Source organism: Dyella sedimenti (assembly GCF_022760995.1).
GTDB classification, from domain to species: Bacteria; Pseudomonadota; Gammaproteobacteria; order Xanthomonadales; family Rhodanobacteraceae; genus Dyella; species Dyella sedimenti.
Genome location: NZ_JAKWJO010000005.1, coordinates 87,931 through 114,766 on the forward strand (window position 1 = coordinate 87,931; position 26,836 = coordinate 114,766).

The 26,836-nt window shown below is 69.1% G+C and carries 23 protein-coding genes; 9 read left to right on the forward strand and 14 right to left on the reverse strand.

Features of this window, described 5'->3' with window-relative positions; all coding sequences use genetic code 11:
* The first annotated feature begins 3 nt into the window (after positions 1–3).
* Positions 4–1,125: an SLC13 family permease gene (locus tag MJ605_RS12135; RefSeq protein ID WP_243041784.1), complete on the forward strand. Its 1,122-nt coding sequence runs from the start codon at positions 4–6 to the stop codon at positions 1,123–1,125.
* A gap of 1 nt (position 1,126) precedes the next feature.
* Here MJ605_RS12135 and MJ605_RS12140 read toward each other — a convergent pair whose 3' ends face one another.
* The 6 genes from MJ605_RS12140 to gspN all read right to left on the reverse strand — a co-directional run bounded on the left by MJ605_RS12140 (position 1,127) and on the right by gspN (position 5,905).
* On the reverse strand, positions 1,127–1,903 hold the full coding sequence (locus tag MJ605_RS12140; RefSeq protein ID WP_243041785.1) for a DUF4097 family beta strand repeat-containing protein: 777 nt from the start codon (positions 1,901–1,903) through the stop codon (positions 1,127–1,129).
* Between the two features lie 225 nt (positions 1,904–2,128).
* The gene (gene mazG / locus MJ605_RS12145; RefSeq protein ID WP_345779535.1) at positions 2,129–2,947 is read right to left on the reverse strand and encodes a nucleoside triphosphate pyrophosphohydrolase; all 819 of its coding nucleotides are present in this window, start codon (positions 2,945–2,947) and stop codon (positions 2,129–2,131) included.
* A complete protein-coding gene (gene cysQ, locus MJ605_RS12150; RefSeq protein ID WP_243041786.1) occupies positions 2,944–3,771 on the reverse strand; it encodes a 3'(2'),5'-bisphosphate nucleotidase CysQ in 828 nt (275 codons plus the stop codon). Before cysQ ends, mazG begins: the two co-directional genes overlap by 4 nt.
* The gene (nudE, locus tag MJ605_RS12155) at positions 3,768–4,325 is read right to left on the reverse strand and encodes an ADP compounds hydrolase NudE (RefSeq protein ID WP_243041787.1); all 558 of its coding nucleotides are present in this window, start codon (positions 4,323–4,325) and stop codon (positions 3,768–3,770) included. The genes cysQ and nudE overlap by 4 nt, the downstream gene beginning before the upstream one ends.
* A 9-nt stretch (positions 4,326–4,334) precedes the next feature.
* On the reverse strand, positions 4,335–5,120 hold the full coding sequence (locus tag MJ605_RS12160; RefSeq protein WP_243041788.1) for an inositol monophosphatase family protein: 786 nt from the start codon (positions 5,118–5,120) through the stop codon (positions 4,335–4,337).
* Complete coding sequence (gene gspN / locus MJ605_RS12165) at positions 5,117–5,905, reverse strand: type II secretion system protein N (RefSeq protein ID WP_243041789.1); 789 nt, start codon at positions 5,903–5,905, stop codon at positions 5,117–5,119. The genes MJ605_RS12160 and gspN overlap by 4 nt, the downstream gene beginning before the upstream one ends.
* A 61-nt stretch (positions 5,906–5,966) precedes the next feature.
* Between gspN and MJ605_RS12170 the strand changes: the two genes are divergently transcribed.
* On the forward strand, positions 5,967–7,328 hold the full coding sequence (locus MJ605_RS12170) for an adenosylmethionine--8-amino-7-oxononanoate transaminase (RefSeq protein ID WP_243041790.1): 1,362 nt from the start codon (positions 5,967–5,969) through the stop codon (positions 7,326–7,328).
* Positions 7,329–7,330: 2 nt separating this feature from the next.
* On the opposite strand, the gene MJ605_RS12175 is transcribed toward MJ605_RS12170, so the two are convergent.
* Positions 7,331–7,654, reverse strand: a complete 324-nt coding sequence (locus MJ605_RS12175; RefSeq protein ID WP_243041791.1) for a hypothetical protein — start codon at positions 7,652–7,654, stop codon at positions 7,331–7,333.
* Positions 7,655–7,797: 143 nt separating this feature from the next.
* Between MJ605_RS12175 and MJ605_RS12180 the strand changes: the two genes are divergently transcribed.
* Positions 7,798–8,532, forward strand: a complete 735-nt coding sequence (locus tag MJ605_RS12180) for a 16S rRNA (uracil(1498)-N(3))-methyltransferase (protein ID WP_243041792.1) — start codon at positions 7,798–7,800, stop codon at positions 8,530–8,532.
* A 57-nt stretch (positions 8,533–8,589) separates the two neighbouring features.
* Here the strand turns inward: MJ605_RS12180 and MJ605_RS12185 are convergent, their stop codons facing one another.
* From MJ605_RS12185 to pilG, 7 genes are all read right to left on the reverse strand, one after another.
* Complete coding sequence (locus MJ605_RS12185) at positions 8,590–9,066, reverse strand: chemotaxis protein CheW (RefSeq protein WP_243041793.1); 477 nt, start codon at positions 9,064–9,066, stop codon at positions 8,590–8,592.
* Positions 9,063–10,616, reverse strand: coding sequence for a chemotaxis protein CheB (locus tag MJ605_RS12190; RefSeq protein WP_243041794.1), 1,554 nt, complete (start codon positions 10,614–10,616; stop codon positions 9,063–9,065). Before MJ605_RS12190 ends, MJ605_RS12185 begins: the two co-directional genes overlap by 4 nt.
* Entirely contained in the window at positions 10,609–16,650 is a 6,042-nt protein-coding gene (locus tag MJ605_RS12195) for an Hpt domain-containing protein (RefSeq protein ID WP_243041795.1), read from the reverse strand. Before MJ605_RS12195 ends, MJ605_RS12190 begins: the two co-directional genes overlap by 8 nt.
* 71 nt (positions 16,651–16,721) lie before the next feature.
* The gene (locus MJ605_RS12200; RefSeq protein WP_345779538.1) at positions 16,722–18,752 is read right to left on the reverse strand and encodes a methyl-accepting chemotaxis protein; all 2,031 of its coding nucleotides are present in this window, start codon (positions 18,750–18,752) and stop codon (positions 16,722–16,724) included.
* Positions 18,753–18,862: 110 nt separating this feature from the next.
* A complete protein-coding gene (locus tag MJ605_RS12205) occupies positions 18,863–19,402 on the reverse strand; it encodes a chemotaxis protein CheW (RefSeq protein WP_243041797.1) in 540 nt (179 codons plus the stop codon).
* A gap of 7 nt (positions 19,403–19,409) precedes the next feature.
* A complete protein-coding gene (locus MJ605_RS12210) occupies positions 19,410–19,781 on the reverse strand; it encodes a response regulator (protein ID WP_243041798.1) in 372 nt (123 codons plus the stop codon).
* A gap of 30 nt (positions 19,782–19,811) precedes the next feature.
* Positions 19,812–20,168, reverse strand: a complete 357-nt coding sequence (gene pilG, locus MJ605_RS12215) for a twitching motility response regulator PilG (protein ID WP_114238650.1) — start codon at positions 20,166–20,168, stop codon at positions 19,812–19,814.
* Between the two features lie 443 nt (positions 20,169–20,611).
* On the opposite strand from pilG, the gene gshB reads away from it, so the two are divergent.
* The 6 genes from gshB to MJ605_RS12245 all read left to right on the forward strand — a co-directional run bounded on the left by gshB (position 20,612) and on the right by MJ605_RS12245 (position 26,569).
* Positions 20,612–21,586: a glutathione synthase gene (gshB, locus tag MJ605_RS12220; RefSeq protein WP_243041799.1), complete on the forward strand. Its 975-nt coding sequence runs from the start codon at positions 20,612–20,614 to the stop codon at positions 21,584–21,586.
* The gene (locus MJ605_RS12225) at positions 21,583–22,449 is read left to right on the forward strand and encodes an energy transducer TonB (RefSeq protein ID WP_243041800.1); all 867 of its coding nucleotides are present in this window, start codon (positions 21,583–21,585) and stop codon (positions 22,447–22,449) included. Before gshB ends, MJ605_RS12225 begins: the two co-directional genes overlap by 4 nt.
* 44 nt (positions 22,450–22,493) lie before the next feature.
* Positions 22,494–23,069, forward strand: coding sequence for a YqgE/AlgH family protein (locus MJ605_RS12230; protein WP_243041801.1), 576 nt, complete (start codon positions 22,494–22,496; stop codon positions 23,067–23,069).
* Positions 23,070–23,136: 67 nt separating this feature from the next.
* Positions 23,137–23,580 (forward strand): Holliday junction resolvase RuvX, encoded by a 444-nt coding sequence (gene ruvX, locus MJ605_RS12235; protein ID WP_243041802.1) that lies wholly within the window; start codon positions 23,137–23,139, stop codon positions 23,578–23,580.
* A 30-nt stretch (positions 23,581–23,610) separates the two neighbouring features.
* Positions 23,611–24,537 (forward strand): aspartate carbamoyltransferase catalytic subunit, encoded by a 927-nt coding sequence (locus tag MJ605_RS12240; RefSeq protein WP_243041803.1) that lies wholly within the window; start codon positions 23,611–23,613, stop codon positions 24,535–24,537.
* Between the two features lie 265 nt (positions 24,538–24,802).
* Complete coding sequence (locus MJ605_RS12245) at positions 24,803–26,569, forward strand: hypothetical protein (protein WP_243041804.1); 1,767 nt, start codon at positions 24,803–24,805, stop codon at positions 26,567–26,569.
* The last annotated feature ends 267 nt before the right edge of the window (positions 26,570–26,836 follow it).

Here is a 26,836-nt window from a genome sequence, read left to right on the forward strand (position 1 = left end):
GCCTTGCCGCCGGCCCGGTCATGGCTCAAGCGCCTGGCGCACGAGCGGTTGCTGGTGGGCTTCGGCCTGCTGGCCGTCGTGCTCGCAGTGGCCGACCCGCACCCGCTGCCGGACTACCAGCGCTGGCTGCAAGTGCCGACGCTGGCCGGCCTGCTGGGCCTGATGATCTGCATCCAGGGCATCCGCGACAGCGGCCTGGTGCAGCATGCGGCGGCGGCGCTGATTGAACATGTCCATTCGCTGCGCGGGCTGGGCCTGCTGCTGGTGAGCACCACGGCGCTGCTGTCGATGGTGCTGACCAACGACGTGAGCCTGTTCCTGGTGGTGCCGCTGACCCTCGCCATCGGCGGCATGTCCAATCTGCCGGTGATGCGCATGGTGGTGCTCGAGGCGCTGGCCGTGAATGCCGGCTCCACCCTCAGCCCCATCGGCAATCCGCAGAACCTGCTGCTGTGGCAGGTCGGGCACCGCTCCTTCCTGCAGTTCGCGCAGGCCATGCTGCCTGTATTCGCCGTGATGTTCGTGCTGGTCGCGGTGCTCACGCTGGTTTGGATGCCGAAGCAGCGCGTGGTGCTGCATGCCGAGGAGATCGACGGACACCCGGTGGCCACCGCGCAGGCGGCGTTGTCGATACTTGCCCTGGTCAGCATGGTATTGATGATGGAGCACGGCCACGCCCTGCTGGGCGCGCTGCTCCTGCTGGCGCCGTTCATGCTGCTGGAGCGCGGCACGCTGGCGCGGATCGACTGGCTGCTGCTGGCCACCTTCGCCGCGATCTTCCTCGGCCTGGGCCACTTCGCCGAACTGGGCGCGGTGCGACACGTGCTGGATGGCCTGGACCTGGACCGGCCGCTCACGCTCTACCTGAGCGGCATCCTCGCCTCGCAACTGATCAGCAACGTGCCGGCCACGGTGCTGCTGCTGGGCCACGCGCCGGATGCCATCGCCCTGGCGGTGGCGGTGAACGTGGGCGGCTTCGGCGTGGCCATCGGCTCGCTGGCCAATCTCATCGCCCTGCGCCTGGCGAAGCAGCCCCATGGCGGACGGCTGCTTCACCTGGTATCGGTTCCCTTCCTGCTGGTATGCGCGCCACTGGCCTACCTGGCATGGCGCTGGCTGGGGTAAGTCAGTCGTCGTCGCGGTCGTGCGGGATGCTCACCTTGCCCTGCACGCCCGAGTGGCTGACGTCGCCGCTGCCCTTGGCGCCGACGCTGAAGTCGCCGCGCACGTCGCGCACGCGCAGGTCGCCCGAGCCCAGCGTCTCCACCCGCACGCTGCCGCCGACGCCATGGATGGTGACGTCACCCGAGCCCACGCTGCCCACGCGGGCATCGCCGCGCACGCCATCGATCTTGAGGTCGCCCGAGCCGACCGAGCCCACGTCGAGGCTGCCGATGTCGGTGGCGTCCACGTCGCCCGAGCCCACGCTGACGCGGAATGGACCGGCGATCTTGCTGATGTGCACGTCACCCGAGCCCACCTGGCTTTCCAGGCGCTGCATGCCGGTGACCCAGGCATCGCCCGAGCCCACGTTGAGCACCACCGGCATCTGCGTCGGCAACTGCATATTGAGCTGCAGGTCGGTGTAGTTGGAACCGAACAGGCTGAAGCTCATGCGTCCATGGCCGCCCGCCTCGACGATCAGGCGATCGCCTTCGCGCCGCTGGGTCACGGTGAGGTCATCCAGCAGCCTCGCATCGGAGGCGCAGGCGCGGCCGGTCACGCTGCCGCCCTTGGTGGCATCGCTGCCGGCAAGGTGCAGGTCGTGGCTGTGCAGGTCCACCTCCACTTCGCGAATGCCGCTGAGGTCGAGGGTGAGATTGCGCGGCGCCTCGTACTTGCATTCCATGGCATGCGAGGCCAGCGGGGCGAACAGCAGGGCGGACAACAGAAGGCGACGCATGGGAAAACTCCTGAGGGTGGGTTGTGCCACATGGGATGCCTCCGGCGGCCGGAAGGTTTAGCCCGCAGGTCAACGCCTGCCGGGTCGGCACGTTCCCGGGACCATGTTTCCTCCCGGCCCACCGGCCACCCCGCCATAACCATAACGAGAAAGGCACTGCCGGAGGCAGCGCGCCACCCCTGAGGCACGGGAACCCCAGAGCCCGTGCCTCTTTTTTGGGCCGGATCAGGCGCCGGTATCGCCGCCGTCGCGCTTGGCGCGCTGCCACAATGCTTCCTGGGCGGCGAGGTCGCGTTCCGCCAGGGGCCGTCCCTCGGCGCGCGCAAGTTCTTCCATGCGCCGGAATCGCCGCTCGAACTTCGCATTGGCATGCCGCAGGGCCTGCGAGACATCCACGCCGGCGTGCCGCGCGAGATTGGCCACCACGAACAGCACGTCGCCGATCTCGTCCTCCAGCCGCCGCGGGTCACGGCCATCGACGAACTCGGCGCGCACTTCCTCCACCTCTTCCAGCAGCTTGTCGAACACCGGCTGCTCATCGGGCCAGTCGAAGCCCACCTTGGCCGCGCGTTCCTGCAACTTCTGCGCGCGCTTCCATTCCGGCAGGCCATGCGAGATGCCGGCCAGCGCGCTGTCGTCGGGCCGCCCGCCCTTGGCTTCCCGCTCGGCCGCCTTGATCGCTTCCCAGGCCTGCTTCTGCGCCTCGGCGTCCGCATAGCGCTCGTCGCCGAACACGTGTGGATGGCGGCGGATCATCTTGTCGCTGATCGCATGCGCCACGTCGGCGAAATCGAACAGACCCGCTTCCTTGGCCATCTGTGCATGGAACACCACCTGCAGCAGCAGGTCGCCCAGTTCGTCGCGCAGGTCGCGCCAGTCCTGGCGGTCGATCGCATCGACGACCTCGTAGGCTTCCTCGATGGTGTAGCGCGCAATCGAGGTGAAATCCTGCTGCACGTCCCACGGGCAACCGCGCTGCGGGTCGCGCAGGCGCGCCATGATGGCCAGCAGATCCTCGAGGCTGTGCCGCGTGGCCGCGCTCACGGCGCACCCAGGTCGGCGGCCCGCAGGCGGGCCTTCCAGTCGACGGACGTGTCGCCCACCGCGATGAACTCGGGATTGATGAGCGAATCCCCGCGGTTGTAGCGCAACGGCTCGCCATCGAGGTCGAGCACGGCGCCGCCGGCCTCTTCCAGCACGCTCTGCGCCGCGGCGGTATCCCATTCGCTGGTGGCGCCACGGCGCAGGTAGACATCCGCGGCGCCACGCGCGACCAGGCAGAACTTCAGCGACGAACCCAGCGGCATCGATTGGTAGCCATCGCCAATCAACTGGTGCAGCAAGCCCGTGCTCGCGCCACCGTGCGAGCGGCTGCCCGCGACCGTCGCCGGTGCGGCCAGCCCACGCGTGCCGATGCGCAGCCACGGCGCCTCGGCATCGGCCTGCATCCAGGCGCCTTGCCCCCGCGCGGCGGCATACAGCTCGCCGGTGACCGGCGCCAGCACCACGCCGAGCACCGGCCGGTGATCCTCGATCAGCGCGATGTTGACGGTGAACTCGCCGTTGCGCTTGATGAATTCGCGCGTGCCGTCGAGCGGATCGACCAGCCAGTAGCGATGCCACTCACGCCGCTGGGCCCAGGGCGCGTTGCTGGCCTCTTCCGAGACCACCGGCAACGCGGCGTCGAGCCGGGCCAGCCTATCGGTAATCACCTGCTGCGCGGCCAGGTCGGCGGCGGTCACCGGCGAATGGTCCTGCTTGCGCTGCACCTCGAAATCCTCGCCGTAGACGACGAGGATGGCTTCGCCGGCCTCGCGCGCGATCGCGGCGACCTGCTGCAGCAAAGGGGAAATGGGCGTTGGACTCATGTCGGGGAGAAGCGGCCGGCCAGATATTCGCGGGCCATGAACAGGGCGGCGATCGAGCGTCCTTCGGTGACGTCGTCTCGCGCGACCAGGGTATGCAGGTCCGAAAGCTTCCAGGGAACCACTTCCAGTTCCTCCGGCTCGTCGCCTTCGAGCCGCTCGGGGTACAGGTCCTGCGCCAGCACCACGTGCGCCATATGGGTCATGTACGAGGGCGACAGCGACAGGTTGTGCAGGATCTTCAGCTTGCGCGCGCCGTAGCCGACCTCCTCCTTGAGCTCGCGGTCGGCGCCCTGCTCCACCGTCTCGTCGCGGTCCAGACGTCCCTTGGGCAGGCCCAGCTCGTAGCGGCCGACGCCGGCGCCGTATTCGCGCACCAGCAGAACGGTCTCCTCGTCCAGCATCGGCACGATGATGACGGCGCCCAGGCCGCCGCCCTTCAGGCGTTCGTAGATGCGGCGCTCGCCGTTGGAAAACTCCAGGTCGAGCTGCTCGACGCGCAGAAAACCGCTGTCGTGCACGTCGCGGATGGCATGGATGATCGGTGGCTTGTGCATCGGGGCATTCTATCCCTTGGCGGCCTGCAACCGTGGCAGGGTGATGGCATGCAGGGCGGGCGTGCCGGCCAGCACGCTGCGGGTTTCCAGCGAGGGCACCTGGCCGTCCAGGTCGGTGAACACGCCGCCGGCCTCGCGCACGATCACCGCCAGCGCGGCCACGTCCAGGATGTTCACGTCCGACTCCAGCACCAGGTCCAGCCCGCCGCGCGCCAGCAGGTGGTAGTGGCAGAAATCGCCATAGCCGCGGATGCGGTTGCTGTCGCGGATCAACGCGCCCAGCGCCGCCCAGCGCGCGTCGGCGGTGAGCGACTTGACGTTGCCGATGGAAATCGACGCCCGCGCCAGCGCATCGGTGGACGCTACCTGGACGCGCTCGCCCTCGAACCAGCAGCCGCCATCCCGGCTCGCCCACATGGTCTCGCCATAGATCGGCGCGCTGGATACGCCCAGCACCAGTTCGCCGCGATGCATCAGCGCGATCTGGGAGGAGAAGAACGGCGTGCGCCGGACGAAGCTCTTGGTGCCGTCCAGCGGATCCACCAGCCACAGCCACTCGTGGTCGTGTCCATCGCGGCCAAATTCCTCGCCGTAGATCGATGCCTGCGGCAGCGCCAGCTGCAATATCTCGCGGATGGCCAGTTCGGCCTCACGGTCGGCCACCGTGACCGGGGTGTCGTCGCTTTTCAGCTCCACCTCCACGCCGCGCCGCCAGTAGTAGCGCAATACCTCGGCAGCCGCCTCCGCGGCCTCGCGCGCCGCGGCGAGCGCATGCGGCAGGTTCGGATCGCTCATGGTTTTCCCCTAGACATGGCGGCCGCCAGGCCGCCGCTGTAATGGATGTGCGTGACGCCGGCGGCGCCGGCATCGCCAAGGCTGGCCAGCCAGCGCCGCAGTCCGGCATCGGGATCGCGCGGCAATGCCGACGCGGTGAAGCGCCACCCCAGCGGGCTGAACTGCAACCGCCCATCGACTTGCAGCGGTCCCTTGCCATCGTCGCGCAGCCGGCCATCGATCACGCCATTGCCGCCGCGCAGTGTCAGATGCAACACGCCCAACGGCAAGGTGCCGTGGCGCGGCGTGCGCAGGCAGGCATCGGACCATTGCAACTGCGCGTCCAGCGTCAATGGCCAGCCGCCACGCAGCTGGACCTCGTTGGCGTCCACCGCGACGCCGCCGCACGGCTGCCCGATGGGAAAAGCCAGGAGACGCTCGCCGAGCAGGCCAAGATCCGCGCGCAGATGGACGTCCGTCCAATGGGCATCGGCGCCGCCTGGGCCATCCAGCCGTCCCTGGAACGCCATGCGCGGGCCGCTCAGGTTCACCTGCAGGCGGCGCTCGCCCAGCAGCGCGGTGCGCGAAAGCCGCCAATCGAGCTGCCCCAGCGCCTCGCCGCGTGCGGACCGCACCTGGCCGGCATGGCCATCCCACAGCGATCCGCTCACTTGCTGCAGGCTCAGGCCATTCAAGCGACCCGCCAGCCATGGCATCGCCCAGCGCGCCGGCAGGAACCAGACCAGCACGAAACCGATCAACAACAAGGACGAGAGGCCCGCCAGTGCAATACGCCAATGCTTCAAACCGGCTCCCGGATGGATGCAAGACTTGAGCGCGCACGCGCCAAACCCCGATCATAGCCCGATGAATGCCTTTCCCGCTGGCGACGCCCTGGTGCGTCGCGACCTGAGCCACCTGTGGCATCCCTGCACGCAGATGCACGACCACCAGACCGTGCCGATGGTGCCCATCGCCCGTGGCGAAGGCGCCTGGCTGATCGGCACCGACGGCCGGCGCTACCTGGACGGCATCAGCTCGTGGTGGACCAACCTGTTCGGGCACGCCCATCCCCGGCTCGCCGGCGCCCTGGCCGAGCAGGCGCGCACCCTGGAACACGTGATCTTCGCCGGTTTCACCCACGAGCCGGCGGTGGCGCTGGCGGAGGAACTGGTGCGGGTCACGCCGCCGGGCCTGGAGCGCGTGTTCTATGCCGACAACGGTTCGGCCGCGATCGAGGTGGCGCTGAAGATGAGCTTCCACTATTGGCTCAACCAGGGCCATGGCGAGAAGACGCGCTTCATCGCGCTGACCGGCAGCTACCACGGCGAGACGCTCGGCGCGCTGTCGGTCAGCGACGTGGCGCTGTACCGCAAGACCTACGCTCCCCTGCTGCTCACGCCGATCCTCGCGCCATCGCCGGATGCCTACGAGGCGCAGCCCGGCGAGGACCCCGCGGCGGTCGCGCGGCGGCGCCTGGACGACCTGCGCGCCCTGCTGGAACGCCATGCGCATGAGGTATGCGCCGTCATCGTGGAGCCGCTGGTGCAGTGCGCAGGCGGCATGCGCATGTACCACCCGGACTACCTGACCGGACTGCGCGCCCTGTGCGACGCGTTCGGCGTGCACTTCATCGCCGACGAGATCGCCGTGGGCTTCGGCCGCACCGGCAGCTTGTTCGCCTGCGAACAGGCCGGCGTGTCGCCGGATTTCATGTGCCTGTCCAAGGGCCTTACCGGCGGCTTCCTGCCACTGTCGGCCGTGCTCACCACCCCGCGGGTCTACGAGGCCTTCTACGCCGAATACAGCGCGGGCAAGGCCTTCCTGCACTCGCACAGCTATACCGGCAACCCGCTGGCCTGCCGGGTAGCGCTGGAGACGCTGCGCATCTTCCGCGATGAGCCCGTGCTGGAGCGCAATCGCGGACTGGCCAGCCATCTCGCCGCCCGGCTGGCCCCGCTACGCGACCATCCGCACGTGGCCGACGTGCGCCAGACCGGCATGATCGCCGCGCTCGAACTGGTGGCGGACAAGGCCGGCCGCCAGCCTTTCCCGGCCGCCGAACGGCGCGGGCTGCGCGTTTACCTGCACGGACTGGAAAATGGCGCCCTGCTGCGTCCGCTGGGCGACGTGATCTATTTCATGCCGCCCTACGTGATCACGCCACAGGAGATCGACCACCTGGTGGACACCGCCGTGGCGGGTATCGCGCAGGCGGTATCCCGCTAGCGCTAGTGGCCGCCCACCGTGATGCTGGGATCCAGGTCGCGCAGGGCCGGCCCCAGTGTAGTGCGGCCAGTGCTGTCGATGTCCTTGCTGCTATAGCTGCGCCCCGCCACCGGCAGGCAGGTGCCTGGCTTGGCCGGGATATGGCTGCCCGTGCTCTGGATGCAGTTGCGATCACCGGGCCGCGGCGACTTTTGCGCGGCGGGCTGGGGCTGGGGCGGGGCGGCTGCGCCCTCGCCGGTCGCGGGGGGCGTCGCGGTCTGCGCCACGGCGGCGGTTCCCACGGCCATGAGGAAAGCCAGGAGCGATGTGCGAAGGAACCGATTCATGATCCACCTCCGGGGTTGGGGCACGACGTCATGCTGCTCTTGAGACAACTGGCTGGCAAATCCGTTTCCCGGACCACCCGGCCCCCATTCAGCTTGCGCGCGCGTCCGCTATGCTGGCCGTTTCGATAGGAACAGAACGCGCCATGCGCACGATTCGCATACACGTGGACCAGCCGCTCGCCGCCAGCCTGGAGCTGGCCCTGCCGGCGCAGGCCGGGGAGCACGTGGCCCGGGTGCTGCGCCTGGCCGCCGGCGATCCCGTCACGCTGTTCAACGGCGACGGCTGCGACTACCCCTCGGTGATCCAGTCCATCGGCAAGCGCGAGGTGATCGTACAGGTGCAGGCCGCGCAGGCGGTGACCAACGAATCCCCGCTGTCGCTGACCCTGGCCCAGGGCGTGGCACGGGGCGAGAAGATGGACCTGATCGTGCAGAAGGCCACGGAACTGGGCGTGGCGCGCATCGTGCCCCTGCTCACCGAGCGCGCCGAGGTCCGGCTGGACGCCAGCCGGGCGGAAAAGCGCCTTGCCCACTGGCGGGCCGTGGCCGCCAGTGCCTGCGAGCAGAGCGGACGGGCCCGCCTGCCCGAGGTGGCGCCGGCCATTCCGCTCGATGCCTGGTTACGCGAGCTGCCACGGGACGGCGCGCTGCGCCTCGCCTTGCTGCCCGAGGGTACGCGGCGGGCCGCCGCGCTGCGCTTCACGACGGATGGCGGCATCCTCGCGGTGGGGCCGGAAGGCGGCCTGGGCCAGCGCGATACCGCGCTGCTCGCCGCGGCCGGCTTCGAGGGATTGCGGCTGGGACCGCGCATCCTGCGTACCGAGACGGCCGGGCTGGCCGCCCTGGCAGCCTTGCAGGCGCTGCACGGGGACGTCTGAAACGACGGCGCCGCCCGTCAAGGGCGGCGCCGTGGCGCGGCCTGCCGCGGCAGTGCTTCAACCAGCGTGGTCGAGCAATTCGACCAGTTCCGCCTCGATGCCTTCCAGGTCCGGAATCACCGCCACGTCGTCGCGTACCAGCACCTGGGCGCGCACGCCCGACGGCAATGGCGCACCGTCATGGGTCGGGATGATCAGTTCGGCGTTGAGTGTGGTCAGCCGGGGAAAGCCCTGGGTGATCACCGCGATGAAAGGCAGCGTCGCATGGCCGCCCAGCGCCTTCAGCACGGCCACGCGCACAGCCTGTTCACTGTCTCCCGCGCTGGCTCCCGCCAGCGTGCCGAACGACACCAAGGGCACGCGCCAACCACGCCAGGCGATCCGCCCCAGCAGCCACGCCGGCGCGCCTTCCACCGGCTCGGGCGTCGGCAGGGTGATTACCTCGGCCACGGTGGCATTGGGCAACAGCAGGCGCAGACTGCCGACCGGCACCAACACGCAACGGATCTCGCGGGGCAACGGCAGTTCGCTCATCGCCAGCCCTCCATAGACATCTCCTGGACCAGGCGCGCCGCCAGCTCGGCGGGCGTACCGGAATAACTATGCAGGCGCTCGGCTTCGATGCCGTGCACCATATCGGCGAAATGCCCGTCCGGCGAGGTTTCTACCCAGACTCGGCCGCCGCGATCGTGGATGGCCTGGCAACCGCCCAGGCCATCGTTGGCCTCGCCGGCGAACACGATCGCCTGCGCATGGCGGCCGAACACGCTAGCGGCCAAGGTGAAGCTCGCATCGATGGGAGAGCTGTTCATGTCCGGACCACCCAGCGGCTGCAGTTCCACTGTGCCATCGCGCTGCACGCGGACCTGTTGTCCCTCGGGCACCACCAGCACCTGTCCCATCCGCGCGCGCGCGCCATGCGCCGCGACACTGACCGGCAGCGGGCAATGCGCCGCCAGTTGGCCGGCCAGCACTTCGGCCGGCTTGCCGTCCAGGTGTTGGACGTGCAGCACGGTGACGCGCAAGTCCCCCGGCAGGTGCGAGAGGAAGGTGCATACCGCCTCGACGCTGTCGGCCGCGGCACCGAGCACCAGCACGCGGCTGATGGCACCATCCAGGTCGGCCAGCAGCATTTCGTGCCCGTCCTCGAAGGAGGTGGGCGCGATGGCTTCCTCGATCGACACCAGCTCCAGGCTCATGCCCGGATGAATCGCCGACGATTCCTCGCTGCCGCCTTCCGGCGCCAGGAATTCCGCCGCGCTGAGCTTCTCGATGCCGAAGTCCGAGGGCTTGGGCGCCGGCGGGGCCTGCGTGGACAAGGCATCGTCCTCGACCAGCGACCAGCTCGATGCCGCCCCCAGCAGCGGCGACGCGTCCTGGTCGTCCGCCTCCGCCGCCACGCCGGCCGCGGGCATGAACGATTCGTCGATCGGCGTCAGCGCCAGGTGATCGAGCTGGAACGACGGCATAGGCTTGGCGATGGCCGTCTCCTCCTGCGGCGCGGGATCGTCCCCGAGCGGAGCCGGTCCCTGTGTCTCCAGGCTGTCCACGCCGAACCGGCCGTCGTGCAGCGGCGGCAGCTCGTCGTCGGCATTGAACTTCAACCCCTCGCCGAAATCATCCTCGGCGGGCGGCTGTTCGTCGGCCGCGAGCAGCGCCTCGAGTTCGGCCGCGAGCGTCTCGGCGGCGGCGGCATGCTCTTCGGTGGCGCTGACGACCTGCGCATGCTGCGGGCGCGGCGGATCGAGATCGCCTTCGGCCATCACCTTCACGGCAAGATGGCGCGCCCAGCGCGCGCGGTCCCAGCCCTCCAGCTGGCGGCTGGCCTGGGCGTCGTTGAACACCACGCGCGGCCGGTCGCCGTCGATCACGTCGTAGAGGCGGTCGAGCTCGTCTTCTGCCTCCTCGTCCAGGTTCACCACCAGCACTTCGGCACCGGTGCTGTCCAGCATCGCGCGGCTCAGGCTGGACAAGGGGCCTTCATGGACGATCCGCGCGCCGCGCTCGTGCAACGCATCGCGCAGTTGGCCGCCCAGCTCTCCATCGTCGAACAGGAGTGCAACCGCCGTCGACCGTTCAGCCATTGAGCGACTCCACGGTGCGCTGCTCGAGCACCTCGCTGATCTGCGCCAGCAGCTCGGCTTCCTGGTACGGCTTGCCGAGGTAACGGTCCACGCCGATATCAAAGGCGCGCTGGCGATGCTTGTCGCCGGTACGCGAGGTAATCATGATGATCGGCACCTCGCGCAGCCGCGGGTCGGCCTTCATCTGCGTGGCGAGCTCGTAGCCGTCCATGCGCGGCATCTCGATGTCGAGCAGCATCAGGTCGGGCACGCGGTCGTGCAGCTTCTCCAGCGCGTCGACGCCGTCCTTCGCGGTGGTGACCTCGTACTCGTGGCGCTCCAGCACGCGGCCGGTGACCTTGCGCATGGTGATGGAATCGTCGACCACCATCACCAGCGGGCGCACGCGCGGCTCTTCCGCCACCAGAGCCGGTACGGCGTCGATACCGTCGTCGAGACGCTGCTGGCGGCGCGAGACGCCATGGCGGACCAGCGGAGCGAGATCGAGAATGATCAGCACCGAGCCATCGCCCATGATGGTGGCACCCAGGATGCCGGGCACCGAGCTGATCTGCGGGCCGACCGACTTGACCACGATCTCGCGCGAGCCGATCACGGCGTCGATGCGGATGGCGGCGCGCAGGTCGCCCGAGCGGGTCAGCAGCAACGGCAGTTGTTCCTCGTCGGCGGCATGGCTGGCCGGAATCCCCAGCAGCTCGGACAGGTCGTGGATGCCGTAGCTCTCGCCGGCATAGTCGAACGAAGGTTCCGGCTCGGCCAGTCGCTCGGCGAGCTCCGCCGGGGTGATGCGGGCCACGCCCTGCACCGAGGTCATCGGGATGGCGAAGGTCGATTCGCCGATGCGCACCAGGATGGCCTGGGTCACCGCGAGGGTGAACGGCAGGCGCAGCACGAAGGTGGTGCCTTCACCGGCCTTCGACTCGATCGCCAGCGAACCGCCCAGTTGCTTGATCTCGTTGACCACCACGTCCATGCCTACGCCGCGCCCGGCGAGCTGGGTCACGGTGCTGGCGGTGGAGAAGCCGTGCTGGAGGATCAGCCCCAGCAGCTGGTCGTCGCTGATCCTGGCGTCGGCACGGATCAGGCCGCGCTCGATGCCGCGCTTGCGGATCGCCTCGCGGTCCAGGCCACGGCCGTCGTCGCTGACCCGCACCACCACCTCGGTGGCCTCGCGGGTCACGCGGATGCGTACCGCGCCTTCCTCCGGCTTGCCCACCTTGCGGCGCTCGGCCGGCGATTCGATGCCATGCGCGACGGCGTTGCGCAACATGTGCTCGAACGGCGCCTTGATGCGGTCGAGCAGGTTGCGGTCCATTTCGCCATGGGCGCCTTCCACGTACAGCTGGGCGCTCTTGCCTTCCTCCAGCGCGGCCTGGCGCAGGGTGCGACGCAGGTTCGGCACCATGGTGTCGAACGGCAGCATGCGGGTGCGCAGCAGGCCGTCCTGCAGTTCCGAGCTCACGCGCGACTGCTGGATCAGCAGCGTTTCCGCCTGGCGGGTCAGTTCGTCGAGCATGCCCTGGATCGACACCAGGTCGGACACCGACTCGGCCAGCGCACGCGAGTACTGCTGCAGCTGCGAGAAGCGATCGAGCTCGAGCGGGTCGAACGCCGCTATGCCTGCCTCGCGGTGCTCGCGCTGGAAGCGCGCGATGATCTGCGCCTCGGTTTCGATTTCCAGCATGCGCAGCTGGCTGCGCAGGCGCTGCACGGTCTGGTCCAGCTCGACCAAGTTGAAGCGGTAGGCGGCTACCTGCTGTTCGAGGCGCGAACGGTAGATCGCCACCTCGCCGGCATGGTTCACCAGGGTGTCGAGCAGCTCGGCGCGGACGCGGATCTGTTCCTGCGGCGCGCTGACCGGCGCCTCTTCGCGCCCATCCTCCGGCAGCAGTTCCGGCAACTCGCCATGCCCGGGAAGCGGCACCACCGAAGCCACGCCGGTCGCGGGCGCCTCGCCGGTATCGCTGGCGAGGGCCAGGAAACGGTCGATCATCGCCTGCGGATAGGCGATGGCATGGCCTTGGGCTATGCGCTGCACCATGCCGTGCAATTGGTCGAAGCCCGTCTCCAACGCGGCGATCAGCCTGGCCACCTTGGCCGACTCGGCCTGCAGCGGCTGCTCCAGCGCCGTCTCGATGGCATGGGTGAGGTCGCCCACCGGTACCATGCCGGCGATGCGCGCGCCACCCTTGAGGGTATGCAGGTCGCGCTGCAGCTCCGCCACGTGCTCGATGGCCGTGGGTTCGCTGCGCCACTGCGCCAGCACGCCATCGGAATGGTCGAGGATCTCGCGGGCTTCCTCGATGAAGATTTCCAGCAGGTCCGGATCGATCTGGCTGGGCGAAAGCAGGGCCTGGCCCTCGGTGCCCGTCACCGGCGGCATCGCCCCGGCGGGCTCACTGGGCGCCGGCACGCGGGCCGCGGCCTCCGCCTCGGGTTCGGCTTCCGGTTCGCTGGCCACGGCCTCGGCGACGGGCTCGTCCGCAACCACGGGAGTCTCGGCGACTTCCGGCGCCTCGGGCTCGGCATGGAAGGCCTGGGCCTCCTCCGCCGGTGCCTCCGGCACCTCGGCCTCGCCCACGAGGGCATCCTCCAGCCCGGCGGTGTCGAGTTCCAGCTCGTGAATGGCGGTTTCGTCTTCCGGCTCGGCCTCGCTCTCGGCGACCGGACCGACCTCCAGCGACTCGGCCTCGCCCAGCAGTTCCGCATAGGCGGCAGCCAATTCGTCGTCGCCCTCGCCGATGTCTGCCGCGGGCGTTTCGTCCTGCGCCTGGGGCGGCGACACCTCGACCGTTCCGGGCAGGTGCGCATCAAGGTCGAACTCACCCAGCGCCGCCAGCAATTCGTCAGCATAGCTGTCGCCTGCCGGCGCGGCGAGGCCGTCCTTCGGCTCCTGGCCCGAGGCATCGGACAAGGCGGCATCGAGCGAAGCGGCCAGCGCTTCCTCGTGGGCGGCTTCGCCATGGGGCGCCGCCGCATCGTCCAGTTCGTCGGCGTGCGGCTCGAACAGCACGTGGGCCACCTGCGGTTCCGGCTGGCTGTCGCGCAGTTCGGTGATGCGCTGGATCAGGCCATCCAGGTCCGGCAGCTGTGGCGACGCGGCGTCGAACTGGCTCATGACGTGGTCGACGGCGTCGGCGCTCTGGCTGAGCAGGTGCACGCCTTCGGCGGACAGCGGCAGGCTGGCCGCGCGCAGGCGCTTGAGCAGGCTTTCCAGCGGCGACAGCAGGTGCGTGAGCAGCGGCACATCGACCATGGCGATGGCGCCGTGCAAGGTATGCACCGCGCGCAGCAGGCCATCGTCCACGCGCAGTTCGCCGTCGACCCGGTTGATCGCGGTACGGATGGTGGCCAGATACTGTGCCACTTCGCTGCGCAGGATCTCCAGCAGCACCGGGTCGATCGGCGGCATCACCGGCGCCTCGATCACGTCGGCAACCGGCGCCACCGGCTCGGCCGGCGTCTTTTCGACATCGGCCAGGCTGGCCGCCGGAATGGCCTCGGCGGCGATCTCGGCACGCGGCACGCGACGGCGTACCACGCGCCGCACCGACTCGGTCGCCCCCGGAGCCACATCGGCCAGGCGTGCGTGTTCCTGGCCGGCGGCAAGCTTCTCCGCCGTTTCCGTGATCGCGGACACCGGCGCGGTGACGGCGCCTTCGCCCGTCAGCGCGGCGCGCAACTGCGGCAGCGCGTCGATGGCGGCGCGGACCACTTCCTGCACGCCTTCGTTCGGCGCGATCGAGCGGTCCAGCACGCGATTGAGCATGTTCTCCACCTTCCAGGCGAACTCGCCCAGCAAGGTGGCGCCGACCAGGCGGCCGGAACCCTTCAGGGTATGGAAGGAGCGGCGGATCGGCGTCAGCGCATCCAACTGCTGCGGATCGGCCAGCCAGGTCTGGCGGGCGGCATGCAGGTTGTCGATCTCCTCCTGCATTTCCTCCAGGAAGATCTCGCGGATGTCGTCGTCGATGCCCGCCGTGCTGGACTGGAAGCCGGCATCGACCGCCGTGGCGCCTGCCACCGGCACCTGTTCGACGATTTCCTCCTCGATCTCGACCCAGTCCTCCTCGTCGCCGTGCACGGCCTCCTGCGGGCTGACGTGCTCGGTATCGGCCAGGCGCAGGCCGGTGATCTCGTGCGGCTGGGGCGACGGCGTTTCGCTGCTGCCCACGACCAGCCCGGACAGGTCCTCGCCCTGCGCCAGGCTGACGCTCTCGGAAAGCTCCGGCTGGCTGGCCAGTGCGGCGGCAAGGGCGGCATCGGCGGCCTTGACGACGTGCTCGGGCGCCTCGTCCAGCTCGTCCGGCGCCGCGATGCGGGCTACCGGCGGCGGCCAGTAGCCGAGCGTGCTCAGGCTGTGCTCGGCCACGTCCAGGATGTGCTCGAGGCCGCCGCGATGCTCGCGCGCCGCCTCCAGGTAGTACTCCAGCGCGGCGAGCGCGTCGGCCAGGTGATCCATCTGCGCGCTGCTGGGCACGCGGCGGTCGGCCAACAATTCGTTGCCGACGAAGCGTCCGATGCCTTCGGCCAGCTCGGCGGGACGCGGCGCGGACAGCATGCGCATGGCGCCGGCCACCTCGTCCATCAACTGGCTGACCTCGGCCAGCTGCTGCGACTGCCAGCCCGACTCGACGTAGGCGACGATGGCTTCCTTCACCTTGCTGGTGTTGGCGGTGGCCTCGTGCATCAGGGTCGCCAGGATGTGCCGCGCCTCGCTGCGGGGCAGCATGGCGGTGGCGCCCTCGCTGGGGATCTCCTCGTCGGCGCCCAGGCTGTCGATATGGTCGTCCAGCGAGGCTTCCACGTAGAGCAGCGCACCGGCCACGTCGAGCAGCAATTCCTCGTCGGGAGCGCGCACGCGGTTGGCGATCTCCTCCAGCACGCGGCGCTGCTCGTTCACCACGCGACGCGGCACGGCCAGGGCGAGCATGCCCAGCGTGTCGCCAACGCGTTCGAGAATCTCGGTCTGGCCTGACAGTTGGACCGGGTCGGCATCGGCCTGGCGCAGGAACAGGTCCAGCGATTCCTTCACACGCAGCAGGTCATCCTTCAGCGCCTTGGCGACGGAATCGAGCAGGGCGCGGTTGTGGCCGGACATCGAGCCGCGAGCATGCTCGACCTCGCTGGCCTCGGGCAACAGGCTGTCCAGCGCGTAGGTCTGGCGCAACTGTTCCATCCGCGGGCTGCCCTGGCGGACCTGGCCCACCACGTACAGCAGCTTGCGGGCCAGTTCGTCGGCATCGCCGCCGCGCAGGCTGGGTTCGCCCTGCTCCACCAGTTGGCGGATGCTGCGATCGACCTTGCCGACCAGCTGGCGCACCTCGCCCACCTGGTTCTTCAGCGCGCCGTGCTGCGTGCCCTCGAGTACGCCGGCGGCGATCCACCACAGGCGACGGCCCGCCACGGTGTGGCAGCGCGCGGCGATGGCGTCTAGGGTCTGGATCATGCCCGCCAGTTGCTGGTCGCTGCCCTGGCCACGGAACCACGACAGCAACTGCTGCTGGAAGCGCAGGCGCAGCGTGGCCACCTCGTTGCGCTGCCGCTCGGGCGACATGTCATGCGGGGCCAACGGAGCCGCCGCGGGCAATGCCACATCGAGGTTGGGGGTGAACAGCGCCGACTCGTGCAGCGCCTGCTGGCCGCGGCTGGCGCGCAGGTCGTTGAGCAGCGGCAACAGCACCACCGGCACGTCGCGGTGGCCGCCGGACAGGCGCTCCAGGTAGTCGGGCAGCTGCATCAGGCCGCGCATCAGGGCGGCATAGGCCTCCTCGCGGTTGGCCACGTGGTCCTCGAGCAGCGAGATGGCGAGTGTTTCCATCTCCTCGGTCACCATGGCGGCGCCGTACAGCTCGACCATGCGCAGCGTGCCCTGCACCTGGTGCAGGCTGTCCGCGCAGGAACGCATGGCATCCCGGTTGCCCGGGTTGTCGACGTAGGACTCCAACGCCTCGCGGGCCAGGGCGAGCGTCTCGTCGAGCTCGGGCTTGACCCACTGCAGGGTGGTGAAATCGATGTGGTCTTGAAGTCTCATACGCCCCTCTCAGCGGTCACGTAACGCCTTGTCACGCAACCGTCGAGGTTGCCCCCCGTGTCAATCGTTTGTCAGCCCGGCAGCTTGAAGTGGGCCACCGAACGCCGCAGGTCGCTGGCCAGCTGGGCCAGGTAGCCGATCGAGTCGGCCGTCTGGCTCGCGCCCTGCGAGGTCTGCGAGGTGATTTCCTGGATCGCATTCATCGACACCGAGATGTCGGTGGCCGCGGTGGACTGCTGGCGCGCCTGGGTCGAAATGTTCTGAATCAGCGCGGACAGGTCGTGCGACACGCGCTCGATATCGCCCAGCGCGCTGCCGGCGTCTTCCGCCAGGCGGGCGCCGGCCACCACTTCCGCGGTGGTCTGCTCCATCGAGTTCACCGCTTCGTTGGTGTCGGACTGAATGGTCTGCACCAGCGTCTCGATTCGCTTGGTCGCGCTCGCGGAACGTTCCGCGAGGCGCTGCACTTCGTCCGCCACCACCGCGAAGCCTCGGCCCGCCTCGCCCGCCGAGGCCGCCTGGATGGCGGCGTTCAGGGCGAGGATGTTGGTCTGTTCGGCGATGTCGTTGATCAGTTCCACGATGGAGCCGATCTCCTGCGAGGATTCGCCCAGGCGCTTGATGCGCTTGGAGGTCTCCTGGATCTGGTCACGGATGGAGTCCATGCCGGAGATCGTCTCGCGCACCACTTCGGCGCCGCGCGAGGCGATCTTCACCGAGCGCTCGGCCACGTCGGCCGACTCGGCGGAGTCCTTGGACACCGTATCCATCAGGCTCGCGATCTGGTTGATCGCGGTGGTGGCCGTGCTGATCCGCTGCGCCTGGTGCTGCGCCGATTCGGCCAGCTGGCGGGCGGTGGTCTGGGTTTCCTGAGCCGAGGACGACACCTGCTCGGAGGTCTCGTTGATGGTGGTCACCAGGGTGCGCAGCTCGTCGATGGCGTAGTTCACCGAGTCGGCGATGGCGCCGGTGATGTCCTCGGTCACGGTGGTCTTCACCGTCAGGTCGCCTTCGGCGAGCGAGCCCATCTCATCCAGCAGGCGCATGATCGCCTCCTGGTTGCGCTGGTTGAGCTCGGTCGATTCCTGGAAGCGGCGGCGTTGGTCGGCGATCAGCTGCACCACCAGCATGATGAGGAAGGCGGCCGCGCCGATCGCGCCGAGCACGCCCCACCACAGGTTCGGGAACAGCCGGCGGGTGGGCAGCTTGCCGACCTGGTCGGCAAGCTCGTTGGCGCGCAGCAGCACGTTCTGCGAATCCAGCGAGGCCTGGTTGCCGGCGCGTTTCACGTCGCTCAGGTTGCCCGCCGCCGAAACCAGCTTGCCGACCGGATCCTGCAGGCTGTCCCACTGCGTCTGCATGTCGGAGAGGATCTTGCGCGCGTTGGCGTCGGCCATCGGACGCACGCCCACCTCGGTGTTGCCTTCGAGCAGGCCCTTGAGCACCGAGCCGTACAACTGACCGTCGCGGGCCAGGCCATCGGCCGCCGGCTGCGAGGCGTCGCCGCCCTGCAGTACTTCCTGCACGCGGCGGATCATGCGGTCGGCCAGCAGCATCTGGCGGGCGGAGGTGTAGGTCTGCTCCGCGCTGCCGCCGCGCTGCTGCAGGATGTTCACCACCTGCTCCATGCTGGAGTTGAGCACGGGCAGGTCACGCGACAGGGCGGCGGCGCGCTGCGAGGAATCCACCACCAGCGCCTTGTTGGACAGGATCTTGCCGATATCGGCGTCGAGCTGTCCCCAGGCGTTGCTCAGGGCCGAGGTGGCGCGGCCGGCGGGGGTGGCGTTGTTGTCGGCGTAGGGCTTCATGCCGCTCTTCTCGTCGCCCTTGTTCAGGCGCTGCACCGCCGAGTCGATGGCATTGCGGTTGGTTTCCAGCTCCTTGAAGGAGTCGACGTTGCCGTCCGCCGCCTCGAGGGCGTATTTCGCCGTCTGCTGCGACAACACCTGGATCTGCGTGGTCAGTCCCACGGCCTGGGCGTCCTCACGCCCACGCAGCGTGAGCATGACGAAGTCCACGCCCGTGAAACCGAACGCGATGACCAGCGCAATGATGAGGCTGGTATAGCCTCGCTCCTTGCCCATGCCCCCTGTAGTGCTCATTTCGTTCACCTCGCCCGTGTACACCTTGCCGACCTGGCCGGCCAGGTGTCGGTACATCGCCCTGACTTCCGGCCTCGAACGGCACCGGCCCTACTTGTGCTTTCCTTCCGTCAGGCGGCGGCCTGGCGGAAATCCGGCGCACGCACCAGCTTGCCCATGCTGAACACGGCCAGCCGTGGTTCGCCTACCCGATCCTCGACGAAACGCGACAGGCGCGGGTCGTCCTCCTGCTCGGCATGGCGGCGCTGTTCCGCATCGACGGTGCGCTGGCCGAACACTTCGTCAACCATCAGCGCCACGCTGCCCGTGCCCTGGCGGACCACCAGCAGGCGCGTGCGCTCCGTGGTCTGGGTACGCTCGCCGAACAGGAAACGGGACAGATCGATCACCGGCACCAGATTGCCGCGCACGTTCGCCACGCCCAGCAGCCAGGCCTGGGTACCCGGCACCGGCGTGAGCGTCGGCACCGCCAGCAGCTCGCTGATCTCGTCGATGCCGCTGACGAACAAGCGGCTGCCGGCACGGAAGCCGATGCCGCGCCAAAGGCCGGGGGCCTCCAGCTTCTCGGGCGTGTCGGAGGCATGCGCCAGCGAGAGCCGCTCGTAGCGGGCCAGCAGTTCGAAGGGCGAGAGCGCGGCGGTCTGGGTCATCGCCACCTCAAGCCGCGCTCGGCAGCAGGTCGTTGATGCAGGCCAGCAGATCCTTCTCGTTGACCGGCTTGGTGATGAAGGCGCGCGCGCCCTGGCGCAGGCCCCATACGCGGTCCGTTTCCATGGACTTGGTGGTAATCATCACGATCGGCACGTTCGACGTCTCCGGATCGCGCGTGAGCGTGCGCGTGGCCTGGAAGCCATTCATGCCGGGCATGATGACGTCCATGATGACCAGGTCGGGCTTCTGCGCGCGCACGCGCTCGATGCCTTCCTCGGCGTTGCCCACGGAATCGACCTTGTAGCCGGCGCGCTCGAGCAGCGTGGTGAACACGCGCACGTCGGTCGGCGAATCGTCGATGATGAGAATATTGGCCACAGGCCCCCCTAGTTCCTGTAGTCGACGGCGTTACACCGTGCTGACATGTCGATGGATGGCGCCAAGCAGCTCGTCGCGGGTGAACGGCTTGGTGAGGTATTGCTCGGCGCCGACGATGCGGCCGCGGGCCTTGTCGAACAGGCCGTCCTTCGAGCTGAGCATGATCACCGGCGTGCCGCGGAACTGCGGGTTGTTCTTGATCAGCGCGCAGGTCTGATAGCCGTCGAGGCGCGGCATCATGATGTCGACGAAGATGATCGCGGGCTTCTGGTCGGAGATCTTGGCGAGGGCTTCGAAACCGTCCACGGCCGTGAGCACGTCGCAGCCTTCTTTCTTGAGCAAGGTTTCGGCGGTGCGACGGATGGTTTTCGAGTCGTCGATCACCATGACCTTGAGGCCGGCCAGGCCATTTCCATTTATGTTCAAGTTCACAACACCCCCCTGCGACCCGCCCCAGGCTCAGGTAAATCGTGCGGCCGCCGGCACCGGGCCGGCAGCCTCATCATGTGTTAGAAAAATTCTCGATCTACGACGTACGACGACCATTCAGCCAGCAGGCACTCGTGCGTTGCTGTTTACCGCCTGCCCGACGTGGCGTCAAGCTGAAATCTCACGCTAAGAGTCCTACGTCATTGAATTGGCGATTTCTCCGAAAAATCCCACACCCCGAATAGGCCAGGGAGCAGCTCGGGTTCCCAAGGCGGGGCGCCCCGGCCGGGGACGCGGGCGGGCCATCGCGGCAAGGGTCGGCAGCGCAGGCGTCTGCTCCTACACTTGCCTGTCCCCGCCTGGCCGGCATCGTGGCCAGGCTCTACTACCGGAGAATGACGATGACCCTCTCGGTCGCCGTGCTGATGGACCCGATCGGTGCCATCAAGATCGCCAAGGACACCACCTTCGCCATGCTGCTGGAGGCCCAGCGGCGCGGGCACGCGCTGTTCTACATGGAGCAGGGCGACCTGTCCGTCCGGGACGGCCTGCCGTGGGCGCGCCTGGCGCCGCTGTCGGTGCGGGACGACCCCTCCGGCTGGTTCGTGCTCGGCGAGGCGCGCTGGCGCGACCTGCGCGAGCTGGACGTGGTGCTGATGCGCAAGGACCCGCCGGTGGATGCGCAGTTCATCTACGACACCATGGTCGCCGAGCTGGCCGAGCGGGCCGGGGTAGCCGTGGTCAACCGGCCGCAGGCGCTGCGCGACTGCAACGAGAAGCTGTTTGCCCTGCATTTCCCGCAATGCATGGCGCCCACCCTGGTGTCCCGCGACGCGGCCGAGCTGCGCGCCTTCGTGGCGGAGCACGGCGAGGCGGTGCTCAAGCCGCTGGACGGCATGGGCGGACGCGGCATCTTCCGGGTGCGCGAGGGCGACGGCAACCTCAACTCCATGCTGGAGACCCTGATCGCGGCCGGCCCACATGGCGAGCACCGCCAGTTCACCATGGCGCAGAAGTTCATCCCCCGCATCAGCGAGGGCGACAAGCGCATCCTGGTGGTCGACGGCGAGCCGGTGCCCTACGCCCTGGCCCGCATCCCGCAGGGCAGCGATTTCCGTGGCAACCTGGCCGCCGGCGGACGCGGGGTGGGCGTGCCGCTGTCCGACCGCGACCGCTGGATCGTCTCGCAGGTGGCGCCGGAACTGCGCCGGCGCGGGCTGCTGTTCGTGGGCCTGGACGTGATCGGGGACTACCTCACCGAGATCAACGTCACATCGCCGACCTGTGCGCGCGAACTCGATGCGCAGTTCGGGCTTAATATCTGCGGTCAGCTGTTCGATGTCATCGAGCACAGAACCGGAAACCGTCCCGCGTGAGCCAACCCGCTGTCCGCACCGGCGCCGACATGATCGGCGCCACCCTGCTGTTCTCGCTGTTGCTGCACGGCGTGCTGATCCTCGGCATCGGCTTCAGCTACGTGAAGTCCAGGCCCAGCCTGCCCACCCTGGACGTGACCCTGGTGGACGTGGCCAACCGCGAGGCGCCCGACAAGGCCGACTTCCTGGCCCAGGCCAGCAACAGCGGCGGCGGCGAAAGCGACAAGGCCGCCCGCCCTTCCCAGCCCGTTTCCGGCATGCTGCCCCGTCCCTCGCCAGGCGTGGCGCCGCAGCCGGTCGAGGCCGGCGCGCCCAGGCCGCAGCAGGCCACCGACGACAGGCTGCTCACCACCTCCGGCCACAGCAGCTACCGCGTGAGCACGGACAGCGACAAGCCGGATCAGGCCCCGCAGGACCTGCCCGAATCTCCCACCGAGGTCCGCCGGCGCCAGGAAATGGCCCAGCTGGCCGCCGAGGTGCGCGACCGCAGCGAGCAGTACGCCAAGCGGCCGCGCAAGAAATTCATCTCCTCCAACACCAGGGAATACGCCTATGCCGCCTACATGCGCGGCTGGGTGGACCGGGTGGAACGGGTCGGCAACCTCAACTACCCGAACGAGGCCCGCCGCCGCGGCCTGCACGGCGACGTGCTGATGACGGTGACGCTCAACCGAGACGGCTCCGTGAAGGGCATCGAGGTCGTGCAAAGCTCAGGCCAGCCCCTGCTGGACGCCGCCGCCCAGCGCATCGTGCGGCTGGCCGCGCCCTTTCCCCCGATTCCCGAGGACAAGGACCACATCGACGAGCTGAACATCACGCGCACCTGGCAGTTCATGCCCAACGACGTGCTGCGCAGCCGCTGAAGGCCCCGCGGGCAGCCGTGGCCCGCAGGGCTTACAATGCGCCCATGTCCGCATCCCTGCCCCAGTCCCAGTCCCTCGCCGGCCATTTCCTGATCGCCATGCCCAGCCTGGCGGAGCCGCCGTTCTCGCGCGGCGTGGCCTTCATCTGCCAGCACGACGAGGACGGCGCGGTGGGGCTGCTGGTCAACCAGCTCTCCGAATACCGCCTGGGCGACGTGCTGGCCCAGATGAAGCTGGACTGCAACGACCTGGAACTGGCCGATGCCCCCGTGCTGATCGGCGGGCCAGTGCAGCAGGAGCGCGGCTTCGTGCTGCACCGCGAACCGGGGCATTGGGAATCCAGCTACCGCATCAATGCCGAGTGGTCGGTGACCACCTCGCGCGACATCCTGGTGGCCATGGCCAACGGCGAAGGCCCGCGCCTGGCGGTGATGGCCCTGGGCTACGCCGGCTGGAGCGCCGGCCAGCTCGAGCAGGAACTGAAAGACAACACCTGGCTCACCGTCGAGGCCAGCGAGCGCGTGGTGTTCCATACCCCGCTGGAGGAACGCTGGAGCGCCGCCGCCGGCCTGGTAGGCGTGGACCCGCTGCAGCTTCCAGGCTACGCGGGCCACGCATGAGCGCCCGCCTCCGTCCCTGCCCGCCGGCTGGACAGCAGGCCGCACCCGGCGTGGGCCATGCGAAGCCATGAGCCAGGCGAGTTGCGTGTTCGGCTTCGACTACGGCAGCCGGCTCATCGGCGTCGCCATTGGCAACCGCTTCACCGGTAGCGCACGCGGCCTGGCCGCGGTGCCCATGCGCGACGGCGCTCCCGACTGGACCCGGCTGGATGCCCTGCGCGAGGCGTGGTTGCCCGACACGCTGGTGGTCGGCCTGCCGCTGACCCTGGATGGTGGGGAACAGCCGGCCAGCCGCGGCGCCCGCCGCTTCGCCGAACAACTGGGCCAGCGCTACGGCCTGCCGGTCGAGCTGACCGACGAGCGCCACAGCTCGCGCGAGGCCGCCCAGCGCTTCGCCAGCGCCCGCGCGGCCGGCCTGAAGAAGCGCAGCGCCGCCGCCGCCATCGATGCCGAGGCCGCCGCCGTCATCCTCGAACGCTGGCTGGCGGGCGCGTCCGCCCACGGCCACTAGCATCCCTCCAGTCCCGGACCCCTGCCTGCCATGAGCCAACGCCTGCGCCATCTCACCACGCTGGAACACCTGCCCCGCGACACCATCGAGCGCCTGCTCGACCGCGCCGAAACGATGCGCGACGGCTGCGCCCACGGCACGCGCAAGCTGGACCTGCTGGCTGGCCGCACCATCCTCAACCTGTTCTTCGAGCCCTCCACCCGCACGCGCACCTCGTTCGAGCTGGCCGCGCGCCGCCTCGGTGCCGACGTGGTCAACTTCGACATCGGCTTCTCCTCCACCAGCAAGGGCGAAGCCCTGTTCGACACCCTGCACACGCTCGAGGCGATGCACCTGGACGCCATCGTGGTACGCCACAAGGTGTCAGGGACGCCTGATGAACTTGTCCGCCATGCGATGAGCGGCGTGTCGGTGGTCAACGCTGGCGATGGTAATCGCGCCCATCCGACCCAGGGCCTGCTCGACGCGCTGACCATCCGCCAGCACCGCCCGGACTTCGCTCCGCTCACCGTGGTCATCTGCGGCGACGTGAAGCATTCGCGCGTGGCGCGCTCGGACGTGCATGCGCTCGGCGGCCTGGGCGTGAAGGAAATCCGGCTGTGCGCGCCGCGGGCGCTGATGCCCGAGCCATCGGAGTTCCCGCAGTGCATCCTCACCGACGATTTCGATGCCGCCGTCGAAAGCGCGGACGTGGTCATCATGCTGCGCCTGCAGAAGGAGCGGATGGCCGCCACCGACCTGCCCGACGAGGCGGCCTATTTCGAGCGCTACGGCCTGGACAAGCGCCGGCTGGAACGCGCCGCCAGGGGCGCCCTGGTGATGCACCCGGGCCCGCTCAACCGCGGCATCGAGATCGCCTCCGAGGTGGCCGATGGGCCGCAGTCGCGCATCCTCGAGCAGGTCGGCAACGGCGTGTTCGTCCGCATGGCGGTGCTGGCCGAGGTGCTGGGCCGCTGATTGGATGGCGATGGGTTGGGGATGGGCAGCAAGGCGCCAAGACCGACGACCGTGGCAGCGCCTGAAAGCCGCGATAGACGATGCGCGACACCGCGCTGTCGTCGCTGACTGAAGGTGGCCAGACGGGTGGTCTTGGCACCCCCACCACCCACCCCCAACCCCCGCTCCACCAAGGCTTCTTCCCCCCCCCGCACGCCCCGCGATATCCCGCAAAAGCGGGCATAATGCGCGGCGCGACACCATCTCACCATTCAAGGGAACAGACATGCGATCGACGATGCGCTTTGCCGCGCTGGGCCTCGCCGGCGTGCTGCTGGCTGCATGCCATCACAAGGACAAGGACGCGCCCCTCGCCTTCGTGCCGGCGGACACGCCGTACGTGGTCGCCAACCTCGACGTGCTCGATGACGATACCCGCAAGGCCATCCTGGCCCAGGCCGACGCCCAGCTGCCGACCGAGCTGACCCAGCTGCGCGCCACGGCGGACGACATGGCCGAGAAGGACCCCGATGCCTCCCGCCTGCTCAAGGCCATCATCGCCGAGCTGGACGGCAAGACCATCGAGTCGTTCGCGCGGAACGCCGGCCTCAACGTCAAGGGACGCTCGGCGTTCTACGGCCTGGGCCTGTCGCCGGTGGCCCGCTTCGAGCTGACCGATCCCAAGGCGTTCGACGCCTTCGTGGGTCGCCTGGAAGCGGCCTACGGCAAGCCGTTCGACACCGCCACGCTGGGCGGCCTGAGCTATCGCAAGCATGTCTCCGCCGAGGCCGGCGTGCAGGTGGTGCTGGCGGTGGTGTCGGGCAAGCAGGCGGTCGCCGCGCTGCTGCCGTCCGACGCGCCGGAAGCCACGCTGCGGCTGGCGCTGGGCCTGGACCGCCCGGCCAGGAACCTGCAGGACGACGGCCGCCTGGACAAGTTGGCCAAGGCCAAGGACTACCAGCCGTGGGCCATCGGCCAGGTCGACCTGGCCCGCCTGCTGCCGCTCGCCGCCAGCGGCAAGGACCCGCTGTTCAACGCCCTGATCAAGGCCCGCGCCGAGGCCGAGTCGGCCAAGACCGGCGAGCCGGTCGCCAACCAGGTGAAGATCGCGCCTAGCTGCGAGGCCGAGGCAACCCGCATCGCCGCCCGCGTGCCGGCGACGAGCTTCGGCTACACCCGCCTCGACGCCAAGCACCAGGACCTGCGCTGGGACGTGGCGCTGGCCGACGACATCACCAAGGCCTTCGCCGGCCTGAAGGTGGAACTGCCCGGCCTGGGCGCGGACGGCGCCTCGCCGTTCGACATCAGCCTGGCGATGCCCATGGTGCAGGTGCGCGCGTTCTGGAGCGCGCAAGCCGAGGCAGTGGCCGCCAAGCCGTTCGCCTGCCCGTCGCTGGCCGACCTCAACGAGGGCTTCGCCAAGATCGGCCTGATGGCCCAGCAGGCCGCGGTGCCGCCGGTTGGCGACCTGCTCGGCGCACGCGTGGCGCTGGACAGCTTCGAACCCGGCAGCGCCGACAGCATGCCCAAGTTCAGCGGCCGCGTGGTGATCGGCACCACCAACCCGGCTGGCCTGCTGGCCATGGCGCAGATGGCCTCCTCCGGCCTGCAGCAGCTCAAGCTCGCCCCGGACGGCAAGGTCGCCGCCCTGCCGCCGGAAGTCACCGCCCCGCTGGGTACGCCGGTATGGGCCGCGATGGGTCCCAAGGCGTTGGCGCTGGCCATCGGCCAGGGCGAGGATGCCAGGCTGGGCGAGCTGCTGAGCGCGCCCACCGGCGACGCGGGCCGCCTCGGCCGCCTGCACCTGAGCGGCGACATGTACCTGGCCTGGGTGAAGGCGATGGCGCAGAAGTCCGAGCACATCGCCGAACTCACCGCCTCCGCCAGCAGCGACGATCCGGATGCGCAGGCGACCGCCAAGGCGGCGGCCGCGCACTCGAAGGCCCAGTTCGAGGCGATGGAAGCACAGGCCGCGCGCATCAAATCGGTGGCCGGCACGCTGCGCATGGACAACGACGGCCTGGTCATCACCAGCCAGACCGAATTGAAGTGATTGCCGGAGTGGCGCGGCGATGAAGTAAACGGGGCGCCCTTGGCGCCCCATTTCGCTTTGCGCATCCCGCCATGCCCGGCCGGCCCCAACGCTTTCAGGACATCGCGATGACGTCGCCTTCGCAAGCGTGATCGCGCCCTGAACCGGTGCGGATGCCAGCCATCGAGGATTCACACGCGGGCTGCTGGGATGGAACCCACGAACGCCAGGAGCAACGGCGGACGTCTGTCCCGAGGGACAGTGTTCCCTCCATTGCAAGGAGATTTT

Excerpts from the sequence above, each read along its gene's own strand:
- MJ605_RS12180 (WP_243041792.1), top strand. The coding sequence starts at position 7,798 with ATGCGCACGATTCGCATACACGTGGACCAGCCGCTCGCCGCCAGCCTG.
- gshB (WP_243041799.1), top strand. The coding sequence starts at position 20,612 with ATGACCCTCTCGGTCGCCGTGCTGATGGACCCGATCGGTGCCATCAAG.
- MJ605_RS12170 (WP_243041790.1), top strand. The coding sequence starts at position 5,967 with ATGAATGCCTTTCCCGCTGGCGACGCCCTGGTGCGTCGCGACCTGAGC.
- MJ605_RS12245 (WP_243041804.1), top strand. The coding sequence starts at position 24,803 with ATGCGATCGACGATGCGCTTTGCCGCGCTGGGCCTCGCCGGCGTGCTG.
- MJ605_RS12190 (WP_243041794.1), bottom strand. The coding sequence starts at position 10,616 with ATGGCTGAACGGTCGACGGCGGTTGCACTCCTGTTCGACGATGGAGAG.
- MJ605_RS12160 (WP_243041788.1), bottom strand. The coding sequence starts at position 5,120 with ATGAGCGATCCGAACCTGCCGCATGCGCTCGCCGCGGCGCGCGAGGCC.
- pilG (WP_114238650.1), bottom strand. The coding sequence starts at position 20,168 with ATGGTGATCGACGACTCGAAAACCATCCGTCGCACCGCCGAAACCTTG.
- MJ605_RS12240 (WP_243041803.1), top strand. The coding sequence starts at position 23,611 with ATGAGCCAACGCCTGCGCCATCTCACCACGCTGGAACACCTGCCCCGC.
- MJ605_RS12140 (WP_243041785.1), bottom strand. The coding sequence starts at position 1,903 with ATGCGTCGCCTTCTGTTGTCCGCCCTGCTGTTCGCCCCGCTGGCCTCG.
- ruvX (WP_243041802.1), top strand. The coding sequence starts at position 23,137 with ATGAGCCAGGCGAGTTGCGTGTTCGGCTTCGACTACGGCAGCCGGCTC.
- MJ605_RS12185 (WP_243041793.1), bottom strand. The coding sequence starts at position 9,066 with ATGAGCGAACTGCCGTTGCCCCGCGAGATCCGTTGCGTGTTGGTGCCG.
- MJ605_RS12195 (WP_243041795.1), bottom strand. The coding sequence starts at position 16,650 with ATGAGACTTCAAGACCACATCGATTTCACCACCCTGCAGTGGGTCAAG.
- MJ605_RS12175 (WP_243041791.1), bottom strand. The coding sequence starts at position 7,654 with ATGAATCGGTTCCTTCGCACATCGCTCCTGGCTTTCCTCATGGCCGTG.
- nudE (WP_243041787.1), bottom strand. The coding sequence starts at position 4,325 with ATGCACAAGCCACCGATCATCCATGCCATCCGCGACGTGCACGACAGC.
- cysQ (WP_243041786.1), bottom strand. The coding sequence starts at position 3,771 with ATGAGTCCAACGCCCATTTCCCCTTTGCTGCAGCAGGTCGCCGCGATC.
- MJ605_RS12230 (WP_243041801.1), top strand. The coding sequence starts at position 22,494 with ATGTCCGCATCCCTGCCCCAGTCCCAGTCCCTCGCCGGCCATTTCCTG.
- MJ605_RS12200 (WP_345779538.1), bottom strand. The coding sequence starts at position 18,752 with ATGAGCACTACAGGGGGCATGGGCAAGGAGCGAGGCTATACCAGCCTC.
- MJ605_RS12205 (WP_243041797.1), bottom strand. The coding sequence starts at position 19,402 with ATGACCCAGACCGCCGCGCTCTCGCCCTTCGAACTGCTGGCCCGCTAC.